Origin of the sequence: Variovorax sp. TBS-050B (genome assembly GCF_029893635.1) — a bacterium.
GTDB lineage: Bacteria > Pseudomonadota > Gammaproteobacteria > Burkholderiales > Burkholderiaceae_C > Variovorax.
In genome coordinates this window covers 920,542-936,783 of record NZ_JARXYR010000002.1, presented here as the reverse complement: position 1 = coordinate 936,783, position 16,242 = coordinate 920,542, and the positions used below count along the sequence as shown (strand labels likewise).

The window sequence follows — 16,242 nt, the reverse complement described above, 5'->3', positions numbered from 1 at the left end:
TCAGCGCGCCGCCGGCACGCGCAGGCCGATCACGCGGCTCGCGAGCCTGGTGAGCTCGGCCACCACCTCGTCGGGCGAAAGCCGCCCGCCCGGCTGGTACCAGCTGAAGAGGAAGCCCGGCAGGCTGCAGGCGGCGAGCGCGGTGATCTTGGTCTCGTTGAAATCGAGGTCGCCGTCGCGGCGCGCCTCCTCGAGCAGCGGACAGAGCAGGTCGTAGAAGTGGTGCGCGAGCTTCTTCTGCGCCGCGATGTATTCGGGCCGGTAGACCTGCGGCTCGCGGTAGGGAAAGAAGGCCGCGGGATGGTGCGTGATGGTGGCGCGGATCAGGCGCTCGATGCCTTCGAGCACCTTCTCGCTCGCGCGGCGCGGATCGCCGGCCGCGAAGTCGAGCGCGGTGAAGCAGTCGACCGCGGGCCGCCACGAGAGCACCTCAAAGATCTCCTGCTTGTCGCGGAAGTAGTAGTAGACGAAGGGCTTGGTCACGCCGAGCGCGCGCACGATCTGCGCCATCGTGGTGTTGGCGTAGCCCTGCGCCGCGAACAGCTGCGTGGCCGCCTGCAGGATGCGCTCGCGCTGCACGTCGGTGCCCTGCGTGGCGGTGCGCTGGCGGCCGGTGCCCTGGGGCATGTCGCTGCGCGCAGAGGGTTTGTGCCGTGTCGCCGAAGTTATACCCATGGGTAGGATTGTTCGTGCACCATGCACCGTTGGCAAGCGCCTGCCATGCGCGGGCCGCTATCGATAACCCTGAGGAAGTGACGCCATGGAGACAACCGCAACGGCTCGCCTGAACGAGCTGCCGCCCCGTCCGCAGCAGCCGCTGCACGCCTACCTGCGCGCGCATGCGCGAGAGCGCGGCGACCGCGCCGCCTGCATCTGGTACGGGCAGGCCATGAGCTGGGCCGAGCTCGACCGCGCGAGCGATGCCTTCGCGGCGCGGCTGCAGGCCCTGGGCGTGCAGAAGGGCGAACCCGTGGTGCTGTTCCTCAACAACTGCCCGCAGTATTTGGTGGCGCACTTCGGCATCCAGAAGATCGGCGCCATCGTCTGCCCGAGCGGTCCGCTCAACAAGGAGCACGAGCTCGCCTACCAGGTCAACGATCTGAAGGCGCGCGTGATCGTCGCGGCCGCGCCGCTCCTGCCGGTGGTGCGCAAGGTGCAGGCCGAGAGCGCGCTCGAACATGTGTTCGTGGTGCACTACGCCGACCTGCTGCCGGCCGAGCCCGCGCTCGCGCTGCCGGCCGAGCTGCTCGCCGAACGCGAGGCCGCGCGCAGCGTGCCCGCCGGCTGCGAAGACTTTCTCGCCGTGATGCGAAGCGGCGCGGCACCGCAGGCGGTGGCGGTCGACCTCGACGACGTGGCGCTCATGACCTACACCTCCGGCACCACCGGCCTGCCCAAGGGCGCGATGCTGAGCTACGGCAACGCGCTCTTCAAGACGCGCGCTGCGGCCGACTGCAACGGCGTCACCGGCGACGACGTGCTGCTCTCGATCGCGCCGCTCTATCACATCGCGGGCATGCTGATGGGCGTGAACGTGCCGGTGCTCACGGGGGCGGCCTCGGTGCTGCTGCACCGCTTCGATCCGCGTGCCGCGCTGCAGGCGATCGAGGCCTGGAAGGTGAGCTGGTGGTACAGCATCGCGCCGATGAACGTGGCCTGCATGCAGGTGCCCGAGATCGCGCAGTTCGATCTGTCGAGCCTGCGCCGCAACCCGGTCACCAGCTTCGGCATCACCTTCACCGAGCCGCTGGCCGCGCAGTGGCGCACGCATGCGCCGCGCTGCACTTCGTTCGAGGCCGCCTACGGCCTGAGCGAAACCCACACCTGCGACACCTACACGCCGCAGCATGCGCCGCGCTGGGGCACGCAGGGCGTCGCCGTGCCTGGCGTGACCATCCGCATCGTCGACCCCGAGACCCAGGCCGACCTGCCCGCCGGCGAAGTCGGCGAGATCGTGCTGGCCAGCCCCGGCACCTTCAAGGGCTACTGGAACAAGCCCGAAGCGACGGCCGCCACCCTGCGCGACGGCTGGGTGCACACGGGCGACATGGGCAGGCTCGACGCCGACGGCTACCTCAGCTTCATCGGCCGCTTCAAGGAGATGATCAAGGTCTCGGGCTACAGCGTGTTCCCCGAGGAGGTCGAGACCATCCTCATCAAGCATCCCGCGGTGGCGCAGGCGGCGGTCATCGCCGAGCCCGATGCCGAGAAGGGCGAGGTGGTGAAGGCCTTCATCGTGCGCAAGCCCGGCGCGGCGCTCGAGGCCGAGGCGCTCATCGCCTGGGCGCGCGACAACATGGCGAGCTACAAGGCGCCGCGCACCGTGCGCTTCATCGATGCGCTGCCGACCACCGGTGCCGGCAAGGTGCTGCGGCGCCTGCTCAAAGACCCAGCCTGAAAGGTCCGTTCCCGTGTTCTCCAGAGTCCTGATTGCCAACCGCGGCGAGATCGCCGTGCGACTGGTGCGCGCACTGCGCGACCTCGGCATCGCCAGCGTGGCGGTGCATGCGCGCGACGATGCGCAGGCCCTGCACGTGCAATTGGCCGATGCGGCCGTGGCGCTCGATGCGACCGGGCCCGCGGCCTACCTCGACATCGCGGCGCTGGTCGCGGTCGCACGCGCGCAGGGCTGCGATGCGGTGCATCCCGGCTACGGCTTCCTCAGCGAGCGCGCCGATTTCGCCGAGGCCTGCGCCGCGGCCGGGCTGGTGTTCATCGGCCCGACGCCGGCGCAGCTCGCGCTCTTCGGCGACAAGGCGCGCGCGCGTGCGCTCGCCACGCAATGCGATGTGCCCGTGATGCCCGGCAGCGCCGGCGCGGTGACGCTGGCGCAGGCACAGGCCTTCTTCGCCGCGCAGCAGGCCGAGGGCGCGGGCGTGATGATCAAGGCGATCGGCGGCGGCGGCGGGCGCGGCATGCGCGCGGTGCTGCAGGCCGATGCGCTGGCCGAGGCGCATGCGCGCTGCATGTCGGAAGCGAAGGCGGCCTTCGGCGTCGAGGGCGTGTACGTCGAGCGGCTGATGCGCGACGCGCGCCACATCGAGGTGCAGGTGCTCGGCGACGGCGAGGCCGTGGCGAGCCTCGGCGAGCGCGAGTGCACGCTGCAGCGGCGCTTCCAGAAGCTCGTGGAGATCGCGCCCAGCCCCGCGCTCGCCGAGCCGCTGCGCGCGGCCGTCACCCAGGCCGCGCTGCGCATGGCGAAGGCGGTGGGCTACCGCGGCCTCGGCACCTTCGAGTTCCTCGTCGATGCCGCATCGGCCACGCTGCCCTTCGTCTTCATCGAGGCCAACCCCCGGCTGCAGGTGGAACACACCGTGACCGAGGCCGTGACCGGCCTCGACCTGGTGCAGCTTCAGATTGCGGTGGCCGCGGGCCAGCGGCTCGACGCGCTAGGCGTGGCGGCCGGCCGCACCGCGCCGCAGCGCGGCTTTGCGCTGCAGTGGCGCATCAATGCCGAGACGCTCGATGCCGAGGGCAACGCGCGGCCCTCGGGCGGCACGCTCGCGCGCTTCGAACTGCCGGCGGGGCCGGGCGTGCGCATCGACACCCACGGCTATGCGGGGCTCGCGCCTTCGCCGCACTACGACACGCTGCTCGCGAAGCTGATCGTGCATTCGCCCTCCGCGCATTTCGCCGATGCGCTGCGGCGTTCGCTGCGCGCGCTCGATGAATGCCACATCGAGGGCATCGCCACCAACCTGCCGCTCTTGCGCGCGATCGCGGCGCGGCCCGAGTTCGCCAGCCAGGCGGTGCACACGCGCTTCGTCGAGGCGCACCTGGGCGACCTGCTGGCCGCCGCCGCTGCGTTCGAGAAGAACGACGCACGGCGCCCGCCGCGCACGCCCGCCGCGCCCGATGCGCCGGCCGCGCTGCAGGCGCCCGACGACGGCATGACCGTGAAGGCGCCGATGCCCGCGAAGCTGGTGCAGTTCGAGGTCGCGGTGGGCGACGTGCTGCCGGCCGGCGCGCAGCTCGGCGTGCTCGAGGCGATGAAGATGGAGCACCTGCTGCATGCGCCCGCGGCCGGCCGCGTGGTCGCGCTGCTCGCGGCGCCGGGCGACTACCTCGTCGAAGGCCAGTCGCTGGTGCGGCTGGCGCCGGTCGATGCCGGCGCCGTGAGCGCCGAGGCGCGCGAGGAACGCGACCTCGACGCCATCCGCCCCGATCTGCAGAAGGTGATCGACCGCCACGCCTTCACGCTCGACGCGAACCGCGGCATGGCCGTGGCGAAGCGCCACGCGCAGGGCGGGCGCACCGCGCGCGAGAACATCGCCGACCTCTGCGACACGGCCGACGATCCGTCGAATTTCATCGAGTACGGCGCGCTCGCGGTGGCCGCGCAGACGCGGCGCCGCACGCTCGAGGACCTGATCGCCAACACGCCGGCCGACGGCATGGTGACCGGCATCGGCAGCGTCAACGCGAAGCAGTTCGGCCCCGAGCGCTCGCGCTGCGCGGTGCTGGCCTATGACTACACGGTGCTCGCGGGCACGCAGGGCCTGCGCAACCACCAGAAGACCGACCGCATGCTCGCGGTGGCGCACCAGCTCGGGCTGCCGGTGGTGCTGTTCGCCGAAGGGGGCGGCGGCCGTCCGGGCGACACCGACATGCCGATCGTCGCGGGCCTCAACAACCACACCTTCAGCCAGTTCGCCGCGCTCTCGGGCAAGGTGCCGGTGGTCGGCATCGTGCACGGCCGCTGCTTCGCGGGCAATGCGGCGCTCCTGGGCTGCGCCGACGTGATCATCGCCACGCGCGCGAGCAACATCGGCATGAGCGGCCCCGCGATGATCGAGGGCGGCGGGCTCGGCAGCTTCGCGCCCGAGCAGATCGGGCCGAGCAGCGTGCAGTCGCGCAACGGCGTGATCGACATCCTCGTGGAGGACGAGGCCGCGGCCGTGGCAGCCGCGAAGCAGTACCTCTCGTACTTCCAGGGGCCGGTGGCCGACTGGCAGTGCGCCGATGCGCGCCTGCTGCGCCACGTGGTGCCCGAGAACCGGCTGCGCGTGTACGACGTGCGCGCCGCGATGCGCGGCGTGGCCGACAGCGGCTCGCTGCTGGAGCTGCGCGCGGGCTTCGGCGCGGGCATCGTCACCGCGCTCGCGCGCATCGAGGGCCGGCCCGTCGGGCTGATGGCCAACAACCCGCACCACCTCGGCGGCGCGATCGACGTGGAGGCGGCCGACAAGGCCGCGCGCTTCATGCAGCTGTGCAATGCGCACGGGCTGCCGATCGTCTCGCTCTGCGACACGCCCGGCTTCATGGTCGGGCCCGAGATCGAGGCCCAGGCGCAGGTGCGCCATGTGTGCCGCATGTTCATGGTGGCCTCGCACCTGCGCGTGCCCTTCTTCGCGGTGGTGCTGCGCAAGGGCTACGGCCTCGGCGCGCAGGCGATGACCGCCGGCGGCTTCGATGCGCCGGTCTTCACGGTGGCCTGGCCCACGGGCGAGTTCGGCGCCATGGGGCTCGAGGGCGCGGTGCGGCTGGGCTATCGCAAGGAACTCGCGGCCGTGCCCGAAGGCGCCGAGCGCGAGGCGCTGTTCGGCAAGCTGGTGGCCGAGCAGTATGCGAACGGCGAAGCGATCCACATGGCGCAGACGCTGGAGATCGACGCAGTGATCGATCCCGCCGAAACGCGCACCTGGCTGGTGCGCGGCCTGGCGTCGGCGCGCACGCCGGCGGCAGCGCCGAAGCCCTACGTCGACACTTGGTAACCAATGCGCGAGACCTCGTGACATGCGGGGGCAAGGCGGCTCCGTACACTGGGCCGCTTTGCGCGCATGAATCCCGTTTCGCTTCGCCTCTCCGCACTCCGACGCGCCTTTCTGCGGCACTGGATGGCCGCGGTCGGCGTGCTGCTGTTCGCCGTGGCGGTGGCGGTGCAGGCGGTCCAGCCCGCACCGGCGAAGCAGCCGGCCGAGGCGCATTGGGTCGGCGCCTGGGCCGTGGCACCGGTGGATTTCCGCGAGCTCAGCGCCAATCCGCTGCTGCAGGCGGCGGCGCCGCGTCCCGGCGGTGATGCCTTCCGCGGCGAGACGCTGCGGCAGCAGTTCGAATCGGCGCTTTCGGGCGAGCGCGTGCGCGTGCGTTTCTCCAACCGCTTCGGCAAGACGCCGCTGCGCATTGCCGCGGCGAGCGTGGCGCATGGCACCGGCGGCGGCGCGGTGTCGCCGGCATCGCTGCGCATGCTGCGCTTCGGCGGACGCAGCGGCACGGTGATCGCACCGGGGGCGGAAGCCTGGAGCGACGGCGTCGCGCTCAAGGTCGCCGCCGGACAGGCGGTGGCGGTGAGCCTCTTCCTCGAGCATCCCGCGCCCTTCGCGACGGTGCACCTGCAGGCGTCCGACGCGAGCTGGGTGGCCGGCGGCAACGCCGTGGCCGCGGCCCGGCCGCACGAGGTGAAACCGCTGCCGCTGAACCACATCGTCACGGGCCTCGACGTGATGAGCGCCCAGCCCGTGCGCGTGGTGGTGGCCTTCGGCGATTCGATCACCGCCGGCGGCGGCGAGGCCGGCGACGGCGCCTACCCCGACATGCTGGCCACGCGGCTGCGCGGCAGCCCTGCGGCCGCGGCGCCGGTCTCGGTGCTCAACATGGGCATCGGCGGCAACCGGCTGCTGGTCGACGGCGTCGGGCCCAACGGCCTCTCGCGCTTCGCGCGCGATGCGCTGGGCCAGAACGGCGTGACGCACGTGATCGTGCTGCTCGGCACCAACGACATCGGCCGCAGCGTGTTCCCCGGCGCGCCGGGCAGGCCGACGCCGCCCCACGAGGTCGCAACCGCGGAGCGCATCACCGACGGCTTGGCGCAACTGATCAAGCAGGCCCGCGCCAAGGGCGTGAAGGTGCTGATCGGCACCGTGCCGCCGTTCAGGAACACGCCTTATTGGACCGAGCCGACCGAGGCCATGCGCGCCGAAGTGAACCGCTGGATCCGCAGCCGCCAGGACGTGGACGGCGTGGTCGATTTCGATGCCGTGCTGCGCGACCCGAACGACCCGATGGCGCTGAACCCCGCCTATGACAACGGCGACCACCTGCATCCGAACCGCGCCGGCCACGCCGCCATGGCCGCAGCCGTCGATCTTCGCGAATTGCAAGAGTAAGCGCTAACAAAAGGCCTACTTTCCGCGAAACACCTCTACACAAGGTCCCGCGCAGCGCTTACAGGCGGTTCACATGGGCCCGGCAGCATGAAGGCTCCAACAACTTCATGAGGTCTCCCCATGAAAAAACTCGCAATCAGCTTTTCGCTCGCCGCCGCTTCCCTGCTTTCCGCGGGCGGCGCGATGATGATCCCGACCGCCGCCGAGGCGCAGCCGATCGTCACGATCCAGACGGCGCCCCCGCCGCCGCGCTACGAGCGCGTGCCGCCACCGCGCCGCGGCTATGTCTGGGCGCCGGGTCATTACGAGTGGCGCGGGGGGCGCCATGTGTGGGTCCGCGGCATGTACGTGCGCGCGCGCCCGGGCTATGCCTACCGTCCGCCGGAGTGGCGCGAACGGGACGGCCGCTGGGAATACAGCCGCGGCCGCTGGGACCGCGACGGCGACGGCGTGCCCAACCGCTACGACCGCCGGCCGAACAATCCGAACCGCAACTGATCGCGGTTGGATGTGAAGGCGGGGCCGTCCGAAGGGGCGGCCCCGCCTTTTTTTTGCTTGCGAGGCTTGCCGTTGCCTAACGCAAGCTCACGAGTTCAAGGGTCTCGTTGACCTGGAACGCGCCGCTCATCGACCCGCCGCGCGTCTTGGCTTCAAAGCGGACCACACGGCCGAGTTCCGGTGAGAACCATACTCTCGGCGCGATACGGACCGTGCTGGTTGCCGGCCACGGCGCCAGCATTCGGGAAGCGCTCGGTAAAACCACGGTACTCGATGCGCACGACCTTGACCTCCCGGCCACCTACATTCAGCGTGCTGTCTTCCATGACTGCAGCGGAAAGATCCATGTTGATGCGGGTCGCGCCGAGCGTGGAGGTGTAGCGGGTTTTCCAGGCACCTTGTTCCCTGAGATTGGGCTTCGCCCAGCCACCCGGCGGCATGGCGATGTCGAACTCCCCCGCGACGGAGCTCGTGATGCTGACCACCTCCCCGGCGGGCTTTTCCACCCAGCCGCCGCCATTGAAGCTCAAAGGCTCGTCGTCCAACACGGCGTCGGCGCGATAGATCACCTTGCGGCGGATGTTGGTCAGGCGATCGTGCAGCTCGTATTCCACCAGTCGAGGCCGTGGGGCGGAGAAGGATGCTGCCGGCGCAGTTGTCGAGGGTATGTCCCCCGCCGCCGCCGCCGTTGCCGTTTGGCGAGGGGCCGGTCCCGGTGGGGCGGCCGTAGCGCTTAGCCCTCGCTGCGGCAACGGCATCTTTCCGCCATATGCCAACGACGGAAGGGCGTCGCGACCTTCCGCTTCCGCGACGCGCTCGAACGCAGGGCGGCCGATGAGCAGGCCCATGCTGATGCTCATCTCGACGTAGGCTGTCTGGCGAGCCCGCAGCACGATGTCGATGCTGCCTTCGGCCTCGGTGCGCGCGGTCGCCTTGTAGGTTCCGGGCGGCCGGTCGATGAAGAAGAAGCTGCCGGGCTGCGACTTGCCGATCACTTCGCCATTGACCGACACCTCAGGCTGGACCGCCGCGCCCATGATCGAGTTGCGATAGAAGTAGATCCGACCCTCGTTCTCACCGAGCGAAGGCAGGCTATCCGCCATCTCCGAAAACCGGGGTCCCGTGGCGGAACACCCGACCAAGCCGGCTGCAAGAACAGCCAGAAACCACATGCTTGTCCAACGCCGCATCGCGCCTTCTCCTCTTTTTGGCGCGGGATGCTACACCCGCTTGCATCCGCGGGTGCCGCGTGACGATCAACGAAACACGACCGTCCGGTGCCCGTTCAGCAGCACCCGGTGCTCGCTGTGCCACTTCACCGCGCGCGCCAGCACCTGGCTCTCGGTGTCGCGGCCGCGGGCCGTGAGGTCTTCGACGGTGTCGGTGTGGTCGGCGCGTGCCACGTCCTGCTCGATGATCGGGCCCTCGTCGAGGTCGGCGGTCACGTAGTGGGCGGTGGCGCCGATGAGCTTCACGCCGCGGTCGTGCGCCTGGTAGTAGGGCTTGGCGCCCTTGAAGCTCGGCAGGAACGAGTGGTGGATGTTGATCGCGCGGCCCGCGAGGCTCTTGCACAGGTCGTTGCTGAGGATCTGCATGTAGCGCGCCAGCACCACGAGCTCGGCGCCCTCGGCCTCGATGATCTCCAGCTGCTTGGCCTCGGCCTGGGCCTTGGTGGCGGCCGTCACCGGAATGTGGTGGAAGGGCACGTTGTAGCTGGCCGCGAGCTGGTAGAAGTCGCGGTGGTTCGAGATGATGGCGCGCACGTCGATGGCCAGCAGGCCGCTCTTCCAGCGGAACAGCAGGTCGTTGAGGCAGTGGCCTTCCTTGCTGACCAGGATCACGGCCTTCATCGGCTCGGTGGCGGCATGCAGCTGCAGGCTCATGCCGAAGCCGGCGCCGAAGCCCGCGAGCTGCTCGCGCAGCGCGGCCTCGGAGTGGTCGCTGCAGGCGAAGCGCACGCGCATGAAGAACAGGCCGGTGTCGTGGTCGTTGTACTGGGCGGCTTCCTCGATGTTGCCGCCGCGCTCCAGCAGGAAGCCCGAGACGGCATGCACGATGCCCACGCGGTCCGGGCAGGAAAGGGTCAGGATGTATGCACTCATGAGGGCCCGATTGTCGCAGCGCGCGCCGCGGGCGGCGCCGGCCCGCGCTCAAAGCCCCAGCGCGTCCCGCAGGCTGCTGCGGCTCGCGACGCCGAGCTTCGAGTAGGTCTCGCGCAGATGCACGCGCACGGTCGCGGGCGAGACGCCGAGCCGGGTGGCGATGTCCTTGCCCGAGTAGCCGGCGCAATAGAGCCGGCTGATCTCCGCCTGGCGCGGCGTGAGCGTGGTGCCGCTGGGGCTGCGGCGCAGCGCCACGCGCAGGCCGCCGTGCGCGGGCCGCACTTCGCACTGCCATCCGGCGGCATGCAGCCTTCGGATCGCGCCGCGTTCGCCCTGGAGCCACGCCTTCGGCAGCCGCGGCTCCGACACCTGCGCGATCTCCGCGAGCACCGGCCAGGCGCGGCAGAAGTCGCCGTTGGGAAACAGGACCCAGCCTGCGTCGTCGGTGATGGCGAGCGGATGCGCGCCGCTGCCCGTGTCTTCGAGGCCCTGGCGCGCACCGCCGTAGAGCCGGCTGACGAGCAGTGCCTCGCCGATGCCCGGCGCGAGCGCGTTCAGCGCCTCGATCTCGGCCGCGCCGTAGGGCGCCGACGGACGGGCCGCGGTTCAGATAGCAGTGCGCGATGGTTTCGCTGCCCTCGAACGGCACGGCCACGCCGAGCTGATGGTGGATGCCGTGGCGCGCCTGGAAGCCGCGCCAGGCCGGATCGCTGTGCTGCCAGCGCGGATCGTCGGCGTTGACGCAGACCGCGCGCAGCGGCTGGGCATGCATGGCCGGGGTGGTGAAGTCGAGTTCGGCGCCGTTGATCGCGTACCAGTCGGCGCTCATCGCCGGCAGGTCGTAGCCGATGCCGACCGAGGCGACGAAGCTGCGCGGATGCCAGATGTTGATCGCGCCGTGGTCCGCCGCCACCAGGGCGACGAGGCGCTCGAGCAGCTTCAGCGGGAACTGCTCGCAGGCGGTCGTGCGCGCCAGGCGCAGCAGGGCGAGCGCCGCGGCGTCCGGATCGGAGAGCGAGAACAGGGACCTGGGCGCCATCGGGCAGGGCTTGTCGTCACGCGAAGCGGCGCAGGCTACCACATCGGATGGTAGGCGGCGGCGCGCGCCGCGGCGGACGATTCCGGCTTTCCGGGACGGGACCCCGACACAGACGAGGAGAAGAATCCATGCGCTTTCAAAGCAGGCGCCGGCCAGGTGCCGGCCTGGGCTCGGCCGCGGGCCTCGTGGCGCTCGCATGCTGGGCCGCCGCGCCAGCCGGTGCGCAGGTGCTCAATCCGAACACCTGCCCGGGCGGCACCATCTACAGCAGCACCGACGAGGGCGCCTACTCGGGCTTCAGCTCGCGGCGCAACATCGTGCAGGCGGACTGCCAGAGCAACATCGCCGGCGGCTCGGGCGCGCAGGCGGGCATCGATCTGACGAGCGCCAACCTCGCATTCGGGCGCGATGCGCAGGCGAGCGGCGGCCAGGCCACCGCGGTCGGGCGCGGCAGCCATGCCGAAGCCGTGAGCGCGTCGGCCTACGGCGTGAGCAGCACCGCCAGCGGCAACGCGTCCACGGCGATCGGCGCGAGCAGCAGCGCGACGGCCAATTCCGCGACCGCGATCGGCTCGAACACGGTGGCGTCGAGCGGCTCGGCGACCGCGGTGGGGAACGTGGCGAATGCCACGGGCGAATCGTCGTCCGCGGTGGGCTATCGCGCGCTGGCCTCCGGCGCTGGCGCGGCTGCCTTCGGCCGCGAGAGCGAGGCGAGCGGCGAGAGCAGCACGGCGCTCGGCGATCTCGCCACGGCCTCGGGGCGCAGTTCGGTGGCGCTCGGGCGCCAGGCGAGCGCCACGAGCGACTTCGCGCTCGCACTCGGCACGGGCGCCCGGGCCCTCGCCAACAACGCGCTCGCCTTCGGCTCGGCCACCGTGGCCTCGGGCTTCTACAGCATGGCGCTCGGCAGCGGCAGCAGCGCGAGCGGCGCGGGCTCGGTGGCGATCGGCAGCGGCAGCACCGACGAGGGGCGCGAGAACGTGGTCTCGTTCGGCAACGAGTTCAACCGCCGCAGCCTGATCCACATCGACGGCATCAGCGCGGCGGGCCGCGTGGACGCAGGCAGCCTCGGCGTGAGCGGCAATGCCACGGTCGACGGCCGGCTGACCAGCAGCGGCATCGACAACCGCGGCGGCGGCATCGCGAACGCGGGGCTGATCACGGGCGTGACGGCCGGCGCCGTCACGGCGACCTCGACCGATGCGGTCAACGGCAGCCAGCTCTATGCCGTGCGGAACACGGCCGAGCAGGCGCTCAACCTCGCGAGCCAGCAGGGCACGCAGGTGCAGCAGATCACCAACCAGGTCACGCAGAACACGCAGCAGATCAACCAGCACACCGAGCAGATCACCCAGCACACCGAGCAACTCGCGCAGCACACCGAACAGATCACGCAGAACACGCAGCAGATCGCGCAGCAGGCGGTGCAGATCCAGGCCATGGTCAACGGCCAGCTCGGCGTCTGCACGGTCAACGGCAGCGCGCTGCAATGCTCGGTGCACGGCCAGGCGGCCGCGCGTGCCGAGGGCGCTGGCGCGGCGGCCGTCGGCAACGGTGCGCAGGCCATCGGCCAGGGCGCAGTGGCCATGGGCCGGAACGCCAAGGCACTGGCCGCGGGCGCGATGGCGCTCGGCGACGGCAGCACGGCCAGCGCGCGCAACGCGGTGGCGCTGGGCCAGGGGTCGGTGGCCGACAGGCCCGACACGGTGAGCGTGGGCAATGCGGCCACCGGCTACCAGCGGCAGATCACCAACGTGGCGCCGGGCGTGGCCGCGAGCGATGCGGTCAACCTCGCGCAGATGGAACGCGCGGTGGCGGTGTCCTACGGCCAGGCGCGCGAGTTCGCGGCGCGCGGCGTGGCGCAGGCGATGGCGATGCCGTCGATCCCGCTGCTCGCGCCGGGGCGCAAGTGGCTCGGTGCGGCGGTGGGCCACTACGCCGGGCAGTCGGCGCTCGGCGTGGCCTTCGCCTACCAGGTCGACGAGCGCTGGAGCGTGGGCGCGGGCCTGACCGCGTCGGCGGGCAACAGCGCGCAGATGGGCGGCCGGCTGCAGGCCGGCTACCAGTGGTGAGCGCCGGCTGAGCGCCGGCCGGCCGCGGCAAGGCGGGCCCGGGTCAAAAGTGCAAGAATGCCGCGGACGGCCGCCGCCGGGCGGCCCGCATCCACCGAGACCGCAGAGACAAGGACGCACGCATGGCCTACCAGGACTTCAACATGGGCAACCAGTGGTTGCCCTTCACGCCCAACCGCCACTTCCAGAAGGACCCGCGCGTCTTCGTGGCGGCCGATGGCATGGAATTCACCACGCACGACGGCAAGAAGGTGATCGACGGCATCTCGTCGCTCTGGTGCGTGGGTGCCGGCCACAACAGGAAGCCGATCAACGAGGCGATCAAGAAGCAGCTCGACACGCTCGACTACGCGACCGCCTTCCAGGTCAGCAACGACCGCGCGTTCCAGGCGGCCGAGAGGATCGCCTCGCTCGCGCCGGGCGACCTCAACAAGGTGCTGTTCTGCAATTCGGGCTCGGAGGCGGCCGACACCTCGATGAAGGTGGCGCTGGCCTACCACCGCGCGCGCGGCGAGGGCCACCGCAACGTGTTCATCGGCCGCGAGCGCGGCTACCACGGCGTGGGCTTCGGTGGCATGTCGGTGGGCGGCATTCCGGGCAACCGCAAGGTGTTCGGCTCGGCCTTCCTGCCGCGCGTGGACCACATGCGCTTCATCCACGATCCGGTGAACAACGCCTACATCCACAACCAGGAGCCGGTGTGGTCCGAGGATCCGCTGGTCGAGCTCGAAACGCGCATCCTGCCGCTGCACGACCCGAGCAACGTGGCCGCGATCATCGTCGAGCCGGTGGCCGGTTCGGCCGGCTGGTACCTGCCGCCCCAGGGCTACCTGAAGCGGCTGCGCGAGATCTGCGACAAGCACGGCATCCTCCTGATCTTCGACGAGGTCATCACCGGCTTCGGCCGCATGGGCACCAACTTCGCGTCGGACTATTTCGGCGTGGTGCCCGACATGCTGAACTTCGCCAAGTGCGTGACCAATGGCGTGATCCCGCTCGGCGGCGTGATCTGCCGCGACAAGCTCTACGACGCGATGATGAAGACCGACGCGCCCGAGCACGTGGTCGAGTTCTTCCACGGCTACACCTACTCGGGCCATCCGGTGGCCTGCGCGGCCGCCGTCGCGACGCTCGACCTGTTCAAGGAAGAGAAGCTCTTCGCGCGCGCCGGCGAGATGGGCAAGGTGCTCGGCGATGCCTTCCACAGCGCCTTCAAGGGCCTGCCGAACGTGATCGGCATCCGCAGCCTCGGCCTGGCCGCGGCGGTGGAACTCGCGCCGATGGCGGGGGCGCCGGGCAAGCGCGCCTACGAGATCTTCCTCGACTGCTTCCACAAGGGCGCGCTGGTGCGCCCCGCGGGCGACGTGCTGGTGATCGCGCCGCCCTACATCGTCGAGAAGCAGCACATCGACACGCTGGTCAACACGCTGGCGGACTCGATCAGGAAGTTCGCCTGAGCGTCGCGCAGTAGTCCGTCGGCGGCAGCGCGGGGGTCTGCCAGACGGCGTCGTAGGCCGCCGCGAGGCTCGCCCGGTCCTCGGCCGGAGCTTCGCCGGCCTGCAGCCGCACGGTCTTGACCGTCACGTCGGTCGGCAGGTGCTGCGGCACGCCGAGCCGCTTGGTGGCGTGGCCGCCGCCCGTGACCAGCAGCACCGTCTTGCCCGGCTGGCGCGCCTTGACCACGGCCTGCGCCATCGCGCGGTCGCGCGCCACCTGGATGCGCGTCATCGGCACGATCTGCGCCTCGGGCAGCAGCTTGCAGTGGCCTTCGCGCACCGCGTCCTGCTGGGCGGCGTAGGCGTCGGCGGCGAGCTGCGCGTCGAGCGAGACGTCGGCCATCGCGTTCTTCATCTTCGCGCGCGGCAGATTGCCGCCGATCACCGGCACGCCCGCGCGCACCGCGGCCATCACCACCGGCCCGTAGCGCTGCCAGGGCCAGGCCTTGTCGTTCCAGGCCAGCGAATCGCGCACCTGCGTCTCGCTGGCGGCAGCGCCGAGCAGCACGGCGCCGGTGCCTTCGTCGGCCATTTCGAGCACCAGTGCGGCCAGCTGGCCCCGGCTGGCGAGCGCCTCGACGGTCTCGCGCTCGATGGCGTGGTGCTCGGGCGCGTCGTGCTGCTCGCCGAGGATCAGCGCGTCCACGGGCAGCAGCGCGTCGACGCGGCGCGCGATGGGCGCGTCGGCGCCGTTCTGGAGCGCGGCGCAGGCCGCGAGCAGCAGGGCCGCGAGCGGCACGGCGAGGCGGCCGGCAGCCCGGGCGGAGGAGGGGAGGCGTTGCATCGCGCCATACTATGCGGCGGCGCGCGCATGCCGTGCCATCCAATTCCGTCTTTTTCCCGTGCCTTCCTTCCGTTTCCTGGTCCGCGTGCTGGCCACGCTGCTGCTTGCATTCGCCGCCGCCGAAGCCTGCCTCGCGCTGCACACGCCCCTGCCCTGGATGATCGGCCCGCTGCTCGCGGTGTCGCTGGCCTCGATCGCCGGCGCGCCGACGGCCAGCCTCACGCCGCTGCGCAACGCCGGCCAGTGGACCATCGGCACGGCACTGGGCCTCTATTTCACGCCGCAGGTGCTCGGGCTGGTCGCCGGCATCTGGTGGGCGATCGCGCTGGCGATCGCCTGGGCGCTGCTGCTCGGCTGGGGCTTCGGGCGCTGGCTGCATGGGCTCCATGCCGCGCGGATGCCGCATGTGCCGCCGAATTCGATGAGAGCCACCACTTACTTTGCCGGCGCGATCGGCGGCGCGTCGGAGATGACGCTGCTGTCGGAGGCCAGCGGCGCGCGCACCGACCTCGTGGCGGCCGCGCACAGCCTGCGGCTGGTGGTGGTGACGGTCACGATCCCGTTCGCGATGCAGTGGAGCGGCCTGCACGGGCTCGAGATCAACCCGAGCGCGGTGCGCCAGGTGAATGCCGGCGGCCTGGCGCTGCTGGCCCTCGCCACGGGTGTCGGCGGGCTCGCGATGCGGGCGCTGGGCCGGACCAATCCCTGGTTCATGGGCGCGCTGCTGGTGGCGATGGGGCTCACCGTCGCCGGCCAGTCGCTCTCGGCCGTGCCGACGTGGATGTCGAACGCCGCGCAGCTCGTGATCGCAGTGAGCCTGGGCGTCCGCTTCAGCCGCGAGTTCCTCCACACGGCGCCGCGCTGGCTGGGCTCGGTGGCGCTGGGCACCCTCGGCATGCTGGTGCTCTGCGCCGGGGCCGCGTGGCTGCTGGCGTGGGCGACGGGGCTGCATCCGGCCACGATGATCCTGAGCACCTCGCCCGGCGGCATCGCCGAGATGTCGATCACGGCCAAGGTGCTGCAGCTCGGCGTGCCGGTGGTCACCGCCTTCCAGGTCTGCCGGCTGGTGGCGGTGCTGCTGCTGGTCGGGCCGATGTACCGGTGGATCTACGCGCGGAACTAGCGCCTAGCGCCCGCTTGAATGA

The 16,242-nt window shown here is 71.1% G+C and carries 13 protein-coding genes; 8 read left to right on the top strand and 5 right to left on the bottom strand.

Annotation, left to right across the window (positions count from 1 at the left end):
• Entirely contained in the window at positions 1–675 is a 675-nt protein-coding gene (locus M2165_RS07400; RefSeq protein ID WP_280814021.1) for a TetR/AcrR family transcriptional regulator, read from the bottom strand.
• Positions 676–760: 85 nt separating this feature from the next.
• Between M2165_RS07400 and M2165_RS07395 the strand changes: the two genes are divergently transcribed.
• The 4 genes from M2165_RS07395 (at position 761) to M2165_RS07380 (ending at position 7,604) form a co-directional block, all read left to right on the top strand.
• Positions 761–2,398 carry an AMP-binding protein gene (locus tag M2165_RS07395; protein ID WP_280814020.1) on the top strand — a complete coding sequence of 546 codons (1,638 nt, stop codon included), beginning with the start codon at positions 761–763 and terminating at the stop codon, positions 2,396–2,398.
• Between the two features lie 13 nt (positions 2,399–2,411).
• On the top strand, positions 2,412–5,714 hold the full coding sequence (locus M2165_RS07390; protein WP_280814019.1) for a carboxyl transferase domain-containing protein: 3,303 nt from the start codon (positions 2,412–2,414) through the stop codon (positions 5,712–5,714).
• Positions 5,715–5,780: 66 nt separating this feature from the next.
• Entirely contained in the window at positions 5,781–7,106 is a 1,326-nt protein-coding gene (locus M2165_RS07385; protein ID WP_280814018.1) for a GDSL-type esterase/lipase family protein, read from the top strand.
• A 120-nt stretch (positions 7,107–7,226) separates the two neighbouring features.
• A complete protein-coding gene (locus M2165_RS07380) occupies positions 7,227–7,604 on the top strand; it encodes a YXWGXW repeat-containing protein (protein ID WP_280814017.1) in 378 nt (125 codons plus the stop codon).
• Between the two features lie 152 nt (positions 7,605–7,756).
• Here the strand turns inward: M2165_RS07380 and M2165_RS07375 are convergent, their stop codons facing one another.
• The 3 genes from M2165_RS07375 to M2165_RS07365 all read right to left on the bottom strand — a co-directional run bounded on the left by M2165_RS07375 (position 7,757) and on the right by M2165_RS07365 (position 10,096).
• Positions 7,757–8,707, bottom strand: coding sequence for a DUF2846 domain-containing protein (locus M2165_RS07375; RefSeq protein ID WP_280814016.1), 951 nt, complete (start codon positions 8,705–8,707; stop codon positions 7,757–7,759).
• Positions 8,708–8,860: 153 nt separating this feature from the next.
• A complete protein-coding gene (gene purU, locus M2165_RS07370; protein ID WP_280814015.1) occupies positions 8,861–9,706 on the bottom strand; it encodes a formyltetrahydrofolate deformylase in 846 nt (281 codons plus the stop codon).
• A gap of 48 nt (positions 9,707–9,754) precedes the next feature.
• Positions 9,755–10,096: a LuxR C-terminal-related transcriptional regulator gene (locus M2165_RS07365; RefSeq protein WP_280814014.1), complete on the bottom strand. Its 342-nt coding sequence runs from the start codon at positions 10,094–10,096 to the stop codon at positions 9,755–9,757.
• Between the two features lie 226 nt (positions 10,097–10,322).
• Between M2165_RS07365 and M2165_RS07360 the strand changes: the two genes are divergently transcribed.
• The 3 genes from M2165_RS07360 (at position 10,323) to M2165_RS07350 (ending at position 14,274) form a co-directional block, all read left to right on the top strand.
• A complete protein-coding gene (locus M2165_RS07360; RefSeq protein WP_280814013.1) occupies positions 10,323–10,799 on the top strand; it encodes a hypothetical protein in 477 nt (158 codons plus the stop codon).
• Positions 10,800–10,873: 74 nt separating this feature from the next.
• Positions 10,874–12,817 (top strand): YadA-like family protein, encoded by a 1,944-nt coding sequence (locus M2165_RS07355; protein WP_280814012.1) that lies wholly within the window; start codon positions 10,874–10,876, stop codon positions 12,815–12,817.
• 122 nt (positions 12,818–12,939) lie between these two features.
• On the top strand, positions 12,940–14,274 hold the full coding sequence (locus M2165_RS07350; RefSeq protein ID WP_280814011.1) for an aminotransferase class III-fold pyridoxal phosphate-dependent enzyme: 1,335 nt from the start codon (positions 12,940–12,942) through the stop codon (positions 14,272–14,274).
• Here the strand turns inward: M2165_RS07350 and M2165_RS07345 are convergent.
• The gene (locus M2165_RS07345; protein WP_280814010.1) at positions 14,258–15,097 is read right to left on the bottom strand and encodes a ChaN family lipoprotein; all 840 of its coding nucleotides are present in this window, start codon (positions 15,095–15,097) and stop codon (positions 14,258–14,260) included. The two genes, M2165_RS07350 and M2165_RS07345, sit on opposite strands and share 17 nt — an antisense overlap.
• A 58-nt stretch (positions 15,098–15,155) precedes the next feature.
• On the opposite strand from M2165_RS07345, the gene M2165_RS07340 reads away from it, so the two are divergent.
• Entirely contained in the window at positions 15,156–16,220 is a 1,065-nt protein-coding gene (locus tag M2165_RS07340) for an AbrB family transcriptional regulator (RefSeq protein ID WP_280814009.1), read from the top strand.
• The last annotated feature ends 22 nt before the right edge of the window (positions 16,221–16,242 follow it).

Excerpts from the sequence above, each read along its gene's own strand:
- M2165_RS07400 (WP_280814021.1), bottom strand. The coding sequence starts at position 675 with ATGGGTATAACTTCGGCGACACGGCACAAACCCTCTGCGCGCAGCGAC.
- purU (WP_280814015.1), bottom strand. The coding sequence starts at position 9,706 with ATGAGTGCATACATCCTGACCCTTTCCTGCCCGGACCGCGTGGGCATC.
- M2165_RS07385 (WP_280814018.1), top strand. The coding sequence starts at position 5,781 with ATGAATCCCGTTTCGCTTCGCCTCTCCGCACTCCGACGCGCCTTTCTG.
- M2165_RS07380 (WP_280814017.1), top strand. The coding sequence starts at position 7,227 with ATGAAAAAACTCGCAATCAGCTTTTCGCTCGCCGCCGCTTCCCTGCTT.
- M2165_RS07350 (WP_280814011.1), top strand. The coding sequence starts at position 12,940 with ATGGCCTACCAGGACTTCAACATGGGCAACCAGTGGTTGCCCTTCACG.
- M2165_RS07375 (WP_280814016.1), bottom strand. The coding sequence starts at position 8,707 with ATGGCGGATAGCCTGCCTTCGCTCGGTGAGAACGAGGGTCGGATCTAC.
- M2165_RS07355 (WP_280814012.1), top strand. The coding sequence starts at position 10,874 with ATGCGCTTTCAAAGCAGGCGCCGGCCAGGTGCCGGCCTGGGCTCGGCC.
- M2165_RS07345 (WP_280814010.1), bottom strand. The coding sequence starts at position 15,097 with ATGCAACGCCTCCCCTCCTCCGCCCGGGCTGCCGGCCGCCTCGCCGTG.
- M2165_RS07395 (WP_280814020.1), top strand. The coding sequence starts at position 761 with ATGGAGACAACCGCAACGGCTCGCCTGAACGAGCTGCCGCCCCGTCCG.